Source organism: Bacteroides faecis MAJ27 (assembly GCF_900106755.1).
Lineage (GTDB): Bacteria > Bacteroidota > Bacteroidia > Bacteroidales > Bacteroidaceae > Bacteroides > Bacteroides faecis.
This window is the reverse complement of the sequence record NZ_FNNN01000057.1, coordinates 1-7,842: the sequence shown is the minus strand read 5'-3', so window position 1 is coordinate 7,842 and position 7,842 is coordinate 1. Positions and strand designations below refer to the sequence as shown.

The 7,842-nt window shown below is 32.6% G+C and carries 7 protein-coding genes; 6 read left to right on the top strand and 1 reads right to left on the bottom strand.

Annotated features, from left to right (window positions below; translation table 11 throughout):
- Positions 1-170: 170 nt before the first annotated feature.
- Complete coding sequence (locus BLW31_RS23480) at positions 171-812, bottom strand: HU family DNA-binding protein (protein WP_029425428.1); 642 nt, start codon at positions 810-812, stop codon at positions 171-173.
- Between the two features lie 699 nt (positions 813-1,511).
- Between BLW31_RS23480 and BLW31_RS23475 the strand changes: the two genes are divergently transcribed.
- The 6 genes from BLW31_RS23475 to BLW31_RS23450 all read left to right on the top strand — a co-directional run bounded on the left by BLW31_RS23475 (position 1,512) and on the right by BLW31_RS23450 (position 7,735).
- Positions 1,512-1,850, top strand: a complete 339-nt coding sequence (locus BLW31_RS23475) for a hypothetical protein (RefSeq protein WP_010537248.1) — start codon at positions 1,512-1,514, stop codon at positions 1,848-1,850.
- A 22-nt stretch (positions 1,851-1,872) separates the two neighbouring features.
- The gene (locus BLW31_RS23470) at positions 1,873-2,337 is read left to right on the top strand and encodes a hypothetical protein (protein WP_010537249.1); all 465 of its coding nucleotides are present in this window, start codon (positions 1,873-1,875) and stop codon (positions 2,335-2,337) included.
- A gap of 82 nt (positions 2,338-2,419) precedes the next feature.
- Positions 2,420-3,070 (top strand): hypothetical protein, encoded by a 651-nt coding sequence (locus tag BLW31_RS23465; RefSeq protein WP_010537250.1) that lies wholly within the window; start codon positions 2,420-2,422, stop codon positions 3,068-3,070.
- Between the two features lie 3 nt (positions 3,071-3,073).
- Positions 3,074-4,183 carry a hypothetical protein gene (locus BLW31_RS23460; RefSeq protein ID WP_032836874.1) on the top strand — a complete coding sequence of 370 codons (1,110 nt, stop codon included), beginning with the start codon at positions 3,074-3,076 and terminating at the stop codon, positions 4,181-4,183.
- 26 nt (positions 4,184-4,209) lie between these two features.
- Positions 4,210-6,387: a leucine-rich repeat protein gene (locus BLW31_RS23455; protein ID WP_010537252.1), complete on the top strand. Its 2,178-nt coding sequence runs from the start codon at positions 4,210-4,212 to the stop codon at positions 6,385-6,387.
- Positions 6,388-6,550: 163 nt separating this feature from the next.
- Entirely contained in the window at positions 6,551-7,735 is a 1,185-nt protein-coding gene (locus BLW31_RS23450; RefSeq protein WP_029425429.1) for a DUF4988 domain-containing protein, read from the top strand.
- Positions 7,736-7,842 lie beyond the last annotated feature (107 nt).

Sequence of the window (7,842 nt, the reverse complement as noted above, 5' to 3'; positions counted from 1 at the left end):
GCATGTGCAGTCATATAAGTAGGAATTGATTAATATGAAAGCAAAGATATGAAGAAGTAGAATTAAAGAAAAGACGGCATCGCCGAGACGCTTACATTGTTTTTTGGGCAAAATATGCTTTGAAGCGTGTATCTCTCATCGTTTTAGTGAGTATCTCTCATCGTATTCAATTATTTTTCGGTAATTACTTGCTTCTTTATATAGATTCTGTGCGAACCTCTTCCGGCGATATCGATACCTGAGTCCGGAAAACTGGCCCATTGCTTCAGTTCATTGGCGGCAGCGGTTTGTAGTAATCCGGTTAATTTCCGGTATTCCCATACAGTTAGGAAAGGATGCTCATCAAGGTACTTCACCGCTAATGCAAGTCGTTGTTCGGGTGTGAACTTTTGTGAGGAGCGTTGTGGTTTCCAAGAGGATCTTTCCAAATGACATCTTTCGCTGATATTTCTCAGCATTGTTCTGTCTACCCGAAAATTCACGCCGCCTATAAAGATGCTCTGTGCATTTCGATGTTTCCCACCTTCTCCCGCTTTTTCCCGTTCTTTATCTCGGCCTAGGGTAAGTGCCGGAGTGAATGTTCCTATTCCGTCTATTTTTACCGAGCGTCCTTCTGCCATCAGATGTGCCATTTCTATAGCTGTCTGGAGCAGTACGCCCTCTATATCTCCTGCGCTGAATCCGCTGACATCTCCAACTCGCTTCGCTAACTCTTTTATATCTGCGTTGTCTATCTGTGCAAACTTTGGATAAGTCACTCTTTTGCCCGTCTTCTGCATGTCGGGCATTTCTTCCATGATGTATCGTGCCATACTATTTTAGTCTTAAAGTATTAATAGATAAGTTCCTTTCTATGGGAAGTAAACTTCTTTTCTTCTAATAGATAAGTTCCTTTCTATGGGAAGTAAACTTCTTTTCTTCTAATAGAAAAGTTCTTTTGGGTTTATTCCAAACTTAAAATGAAGCTTTTGTTTTTATAAATGCAAGTTGCGTTTATAAAAACAAAACTTGTATTTGTATAATCAAAGGTTGCAATTATAGATTTGTATTGAACAAAGGTAAGTTATCTTCTTGATAAAAACAAGTTTACTTCTAATAAAGAATAATTTATTTGTTAATAGATTGGGGGAGAAGTAACGGTAAGCAGTGATGAAATAATGCAGAATTAAATTCTGAAATACAGAAAGATTTCTTTGTGTATTTTTGCGTTTGCAAATAATCTTTTATATTTTTGCGAACGAAGTCTATGGTGATAGACCTCAAAATTTTATTTAGAAAAAATTGTAAGAAGCGTTGTGCTTCATTCTTGTTTCAGAAAAACTAGCAAATTTTCAAAATACTACAAGAATGGCATAGTCGGTTCTCACGTCGTATAGGCGTGGGTCTGCTGTCTATTCATTTGTAGTATTGGGTTTTGCTAGGACCTTCTGGAACAAGTGATAGCACGCAGTTCCGCGCTTCTTTTATTTATTACTACCTTAGAGGAACGTGAGGATAAAGAAAATTTATTTATGAAAACTAAAAAACAAACATTTAATGGAAGCGAATTAGCAATGTTATTTCAGGCTTTTGCCAAGAAGTTATTTATCCGTCCACAAAAAGGGGATATATTCTCTGTTTCTACCCATTCGGTTGATAATGATTGTGATTTCTATTTCAGATTAGATTATTACGAACTGTTGAAAAAAGACTTTCAAGAAGCGTATACACAGGGTAAATTTGTACAAAGTAATGCTAATCAGGAGTGGGTAAATCTAATGGAAAAGGTCCAATCTGCTCAAGATACTTTTCTCGAAGATTCTTCTAGTTTGGAAGATTATTATGAATCAGTAAATAGATTTTGGAAATAGTTGTAGATTATCAAGAATAAATATGAAAAAAGAATATCGTTCATTTAACGGAAAAGATTATTTAGCTTTATCCGTTGTTTTGAGAAATTTAGGTAGGATAGAAATCGTAGAAGAGTTTCTAGCATTTAAACAACATATTATAGGTGTTCCTAGTTATGATTCTAGAGCGGTGACTAACGAAATGTTTGGATATGGTGAAGATGATTTTTGTAATGATTTAGAGGCGTTTGTTGATATTATAAATACAAATGATAGAGGAGAGGACACGTTTTTTATTGCACTTGATATTTTTATAGATAAGCATGTTGATACATATCATCGCTTAATTGATACTGATTTGCTGCGTTCAGTCTCCATTTTAGTCGAATTAATGGGGGCTGTTGCTGCATATAGTGATGAAGAATTAGATTTAAATGATAAAGTTGGAATATTCAAATCTTTAGTCAGAAGGGAAATCTCCCGTTGTCAAGATGTTTTTATGTGGTGAAGTATCGTTTAGAAGGAAATATTCAAAAACCTTATTTGGTTAAATATTAGATATAAAAGAGCCATTGAATTAATTTATAAATATGACAAATCTTGAAATCGTAATTCATAATAGCTATATAGCTAATGAATTGTTTCGTACTGATAGAAATAAGTCAGAACTATATCTTGGTAAGATTTTAGAGTTGACTTTTACTCAGCATGATTTTTTGTCTAAAATACCAGAACAAGATGCCGTTGCGGTAGGAGAGGCTTATTTAAACTTGTTAGATGTTGTAAATGATCCAAAATATTATCAGACATTTTCGACGCTTGGATATTATTTTTTGTCTTGTGGCTTACTATTTAATCCTTCTGATATCAGAGCCTTGGATAAAAGAATCTTGATATTGAATTTAGGGGCACAATTGTTTTGCCGGACAATTGCTAAAGTAAGAAATGAACACTTGTCTAATTATATTAATTTTGAAGATTGGCAACATTTTCCGAAAGCTGTTAAGTTTGTTTTATTGTTGGAATATAAAGATTTTTCAATACTAGAAAAAGTAGCTCAACTTCCTCATGATATGATTTTGCGTGGACAGTGGTTAAAAGACGCTGCAGAAAGTGGATATTTCAATGAATTATGTTCAACAAAGGATATTCTAGAATTTGGTGGGTCATTGCATAATGATATAATGGATTATTTGTATGAAGAGATTGTTAATAAAGGAACCTTTTATTTTTATGATTGAATTATGGAAGATAATATATTATTATGCAATAATTTTTTAAGCTTTAATTTAAGACAGACGATGAATAGTACAAGTGACTTACTTTATAATATTCAAAGTTTGAAACAGTTTCAACTGAATATTGATAATATACAAAGGATAAAAGATGGAGCTCAATTGCAAATAAATATGGCATGTTTGGCCTTGTTGAGACAATATATATTGAATGAACCTGTAGCAGGATTAATTTTATTTCGTAATCTTATTCGAAAATACTATCCATTGAGTGACGAACAAGTAGTCAAATATGAGAATCGTATTTATACGGGAGTACATAAAATTGTCGAAAATAATAGTTTTACAATTGATCCACGTGAATGGTATTATATTACGAACTTATCTGTCTTAAAGCGGAAAGGTCAGGAATTTACTATTGATAATAGATTATATCGTGTGTGTTATAAGCGCTATAATACTACAGTGAAATGTTATGATATGATTCCATCTACTTTAATTTCGGAAATATCGTCGCTTGATGATTTACGTGAATTGAAAATGGATAGTCGTCAAATAAGATTGTTCCATTCTAATTATAATATTGATTTTCATAATATTCCTCAAGTTTGTAGTGACTTGGCTGAGAATGAGTTTACTAAGTGGGATTGGGACCTAGTAAGTAAAATCAAAGGTGATGTAAAGTCTTGTGTTTGGTTAAAAGATTTATTGAATAATAATGGCTTTTTCGCCCAAATGGGTATTGGAAGCATTGTAGAAACATTGACTAAATTGCAGAATCTTTTGGGTATGGAATATGTGATAACACAAGATGATTTGAATGAAGTGATTGAAAGATACGAGAAAATGGGAAGCAGGTTATATTCATATAGTCCTAATATTTCAAAAGAATTTATAATTGAACATCAAGATGATCTTGATTGGTTGGTTCTTCAAAGAAATCCTTATGTTCAATGGGATTTGGAGTTGATAAATATATTTCTTAGAAAATGTAGCAAACTTGTTCCTGAAAATGAAATGGCTAAAAGCCTAAATGGTTCTTGCGCTATGTATTCTGCCATTAATGATTTTCTAAATGATCTAGTTCTAGATGATATAGAGAAATTGTATGAATTATAATTAGATGTGTAAAAATGAATATAACTATGAATTATAAATTTAAAATTTTTCGAATAGGATTATTCCTAATGTATCCGTGTTCCATTTTTTTGTTTTCATGTAGTGAAGAAAATGAGAAGAGAGAAGTTGAAATAGAAACCGAAATTGTACCTACATCTGAATGTGAAACAGCTTTTAGTCAAGGAATCAATGTCATGTCAGAAGGTGAACGAACAACTATTTCCTTTTCTACTAATAAGGATTGGTCAGTTTCCCTTGCCGAGACACAGAGTGGAGATCATTGGTGTACAGTGTCTCCTTCAAGTGGTAAAGCAGGAAATGTCACATTAACTATTTTAGTGACTAGTAATGCAGGATATGATGATAGAAATGTGGTATTAAAGATTAGCGCTGATGAATTGACTAAAAACATCATAATCAATCAGAAACAAAAAGATGCTTTAACATTGACATCGGATAGATTTGAGGTTGATAAAGATGGGGGGATTATTACTTTACAGGTAAAGTCGAATATAGATCATAAAATTACCGTTGCTGAAAATAGTAGGTCTTGGATTGAACCTGTTATTTCTGAACGTGCTCGTGGCTTGTCTACTAACTTTTATTCTTTTGCAATCTCCCCAAGTGAAGAATATGATAAACGTGAAGGAGAAATAATTATCCAAGGGGAGAAATTATCTGAAAGGGTAAAAGTATATCAGACAGGTGAAGCTGTTTTATTATTGACTAAAAATGAATATTTGGTCAGTGATAAAGGCGAGACTATAGTTGTTGAAATAAAAAGTAATTTTGATTTTGAGGTTAAAATGCCGATGGTAGATTGGGTTAAGCCTATAACAGCTAGAAGTACATCAAGTCATACTTTATATTATATTATTTCTCCTAATGATACATACGATAAAAGAGAAACTGAAATTGAATTTTATGATAAAAGCAATAATATTAAACAGTTGCTGAAAGTAATTCAAGCTCAAAAAGATGCTATTGTAATTTCTCAGAAAGAGTATTTGTTATCTTGTCAGCAACAAATGGTTGAGGTTTTAGTAAACTCCAATGTGAAATATAATGTTGTAATTCCAGACGAATGTAATTGGATTAAACAGGTGAGTGATATTTCGACAAGAGGATTGGCTTCTTCTAAATTGTATTTTAATATAGATGAAAATATAAGTGATGCAAGTAGATTGGGGTGGATTTGTATTCGGAATAATGACAATTCATTATCTGAAACTATTGAAATAAAACAAAAAAGAGAAATGCAACCATTAACATTACATGTGGAGATAGCCGGAAGTTTACCATCTTTAATAAATGAGATAGATAAGTATGAAATAAAAGAGCTTACTCTAAGTGGAAATTTAAATGGAACTGATATTCGCTTTTTACGAGAAATGATGGGGAATGATGCTTTTGGTAATGTAACGGATGGAAATTTAGCTGTTTTGGATATAAAAAAAGCTACAATTGTAAATGGAGGAGATTTTTATTATGCAGGGAATGCTAATAGTGCAGATGTCAAAGCATATCTTACTCAAAATAATATAATATCTTCTGAAATGTTTCACAAATGTAATTCTTTAGAATCTATAGTATTGCCAGAAAGTATTATAAAATTAGAGGGGTATGCCTTTGATCGTTGTGATTATTTGACTAGAATATCTATTACAGGAAATTTAACTAATATTGGTGGTCAACCATTTGAAGACTGTAAAAAAATGAAAGAAATAAATGTCTCTAAAGATAATATATATTTGGCGACAGTTGATGGTGTTTTGTTTAGTAGAGATATGACCAAGCTCTGGAAATTTCCAGAAGGTAAATCTTTGATGTATTCTATACCTTATGGGGTAACATTTATTGATGGAGGCGCATTTAGTACAAATTATTATTATAATAATTTATCCTCTGTTGAAATTCCTGAGAGTGTTATCGAAATAGATAATGGAGCTTTTTCTAGGTGTGCAAAATTGGCAACAATTACTTTGCCAAGTAGTTTAATGTTGATAGGTAATCAAGCATTTTCTTTTTGTGTTGGATTAAAAGAGATACATTGCAAAAAAGGACCAAATCCTCCTAAATTGGGACAATGGGTATTTAGGAATGTAGATAAAAAAGAATGTATTTTATATGTTCCTCAAAATTCCTCATTTATTTATCAAAATACATATGAGTGGAAAGATTTTGAGAATATAATTGAAGAATAATAATCTATTGTCTGAAGGTGTATGACATAATATTATTAATTTATATAATTGATTTTCTATGGGTTCTTGTCTTTTAGCTGTAGGTGAAATTTTGTATTAATATCTTGATGAAGTTTATTGAGAGTTTGTTTTAATGATTATATTGTTTTGATTATTGATAAAAATGAAAGCGTTTAAATTTATTAGCCAGTTAGTGTTATTGTTAATTTGCACAACGGCGTGTAGCGAATACGATGATGGCGAGTTATGGGATAAAGTTAATTCTTTAGATGATAGGGTTACCTCTATTGAAAAGCAATTGAAAGCATTGAACGATGATATCACATCAATCAGTGCTATTGTAGGGGTACTTCAAAGTAGGTTGTATTTAACCAATGTTACTGCATCTGGGGAGGATTATGTACTCACATTTTCAGATGGTTCACGGGTAATAATTTCTGATGGAAAGGATGGAGTAGATGGTAAGGATGCTCCAGTAATCAATGTACGCTATTACAATGGTAGATACTATTGGGTACAGACTATTAATGGTGAAACAACATGGCTTAATGATGTTAATGGAAATAAGATTCCTGCATCAGGAATGGATGCTGTTACTCCACTCTTGAAGGCAGATTCTGATGGATATTGGATTATAAGTTATGATAATGGCTATACTTATTCCAAATTGCTTGATGAAAATGGAAAGGCAATAAAGGCTTCTGGAAAAGATGGTGATTCGTTTTTTGAGTCTGTAGAAGTAACAGAAGATGAATTAAGAATTGTACTTAAAGATGGAACAGAAATAGTTATTCCTTTGGGAGAACAATCGCCATATAGAGCCGTGAATTTAGGGCTTAGTGTGAAATGGGCTTCATTCAATTTGGGAGCTACAGCATCTTCAGAACAAGGTGGATATTATCTGTGGGGAGATGTTGCTAATAGTGGAATTATGCCCAATTATGTAGCTCCGAATATTGATAATATTTGTGGGACTAAGTATGATATAGTGCGTGCAACCTGGGGAGGGACATGGAGATTACCGAATAAGGCTGAGCAGATAGACTTGATAAAGAAATGTACATGGACAAGAGCGACTGTAAACGGGGTAAGCGGTATGAAAGTAACAGGAGGTAATGGAAATAGTATCTTTCTGCCTTCTACAGGCTATGAACTTCCAGCAAGTGGTCCGATAGGAACGACGCAAATCATGGACAAAAGCAGTGGATATTATTGGACTGGAGAATCTTATAGTGATACCTACGGGCGCTTTGGCTATGTTTTCTATTATAATTCGACAAGTTATTATTATAATGGCAGTTGGAATGCAAGTATGGTTAAAATGGCAATTAGACCAGTGAAAGAATGATTTATCTTATAAGGCACTGTCCACCATTTTGTGTAAATAGAAAACTTCAGGATTCGGGTTTTATACTTGAATCCTGTTTTCAAATATAGTAATAAATTGGTTAAATA

Excerpts from the sequence above, each read along its gene's own strand:
- BLW31_RS23480 (WP_029425428.1), bottom strand. The coding sequence starts at position 812 with ATGGCACGATACATCATGGAAGAAATGCCCGACATGCAGAAGACGGGC.
- BLW31_RS23475 (WP_010537248.1), top strand. The coding sequence starts at position 1,512 with ATGAAAACTAAAAAACAAACATTTAATGGAAGCGAATTAGCAATGTTA.
- BLW31_RS23470 (WP_010537249.1), top strand. The coding sequence starts at position 1,873 with ATGAAAAAAGAATATCGTTCATTTAACGGAAAAGATTATTTAGCTTTA.
- BLW31_RS23465 (WP_010537250.1), top strand. The coding sequence starts at position 2,420 with ATGACAAATCTTGAAATCGTAATTCATAATAGCTATATAGCTAATGAA.
- BLW31_RS23460 (WP_032836874.1), top strand. The coding sequence starts at position 3,074 with ATGGAAGATAATATATTATTATGCAATAATTTTTTAAGCTTTAATTTA.
- BLW31_RS23455 (WP_010537252.1), top strand. The coding sequence starts at position 4,210 with ATGAATTATAAATTTAAAATTTTTCGAATAGGATTATTCCTAATGTAT.
- BLW31_RS23450 (WP_029425429.1), top strand. The coding sequence starts at position 6,551 with ATGAAAGCGTTTAAATTTATTAGCCAGTTAGTGTTATTGTTAATTTGC.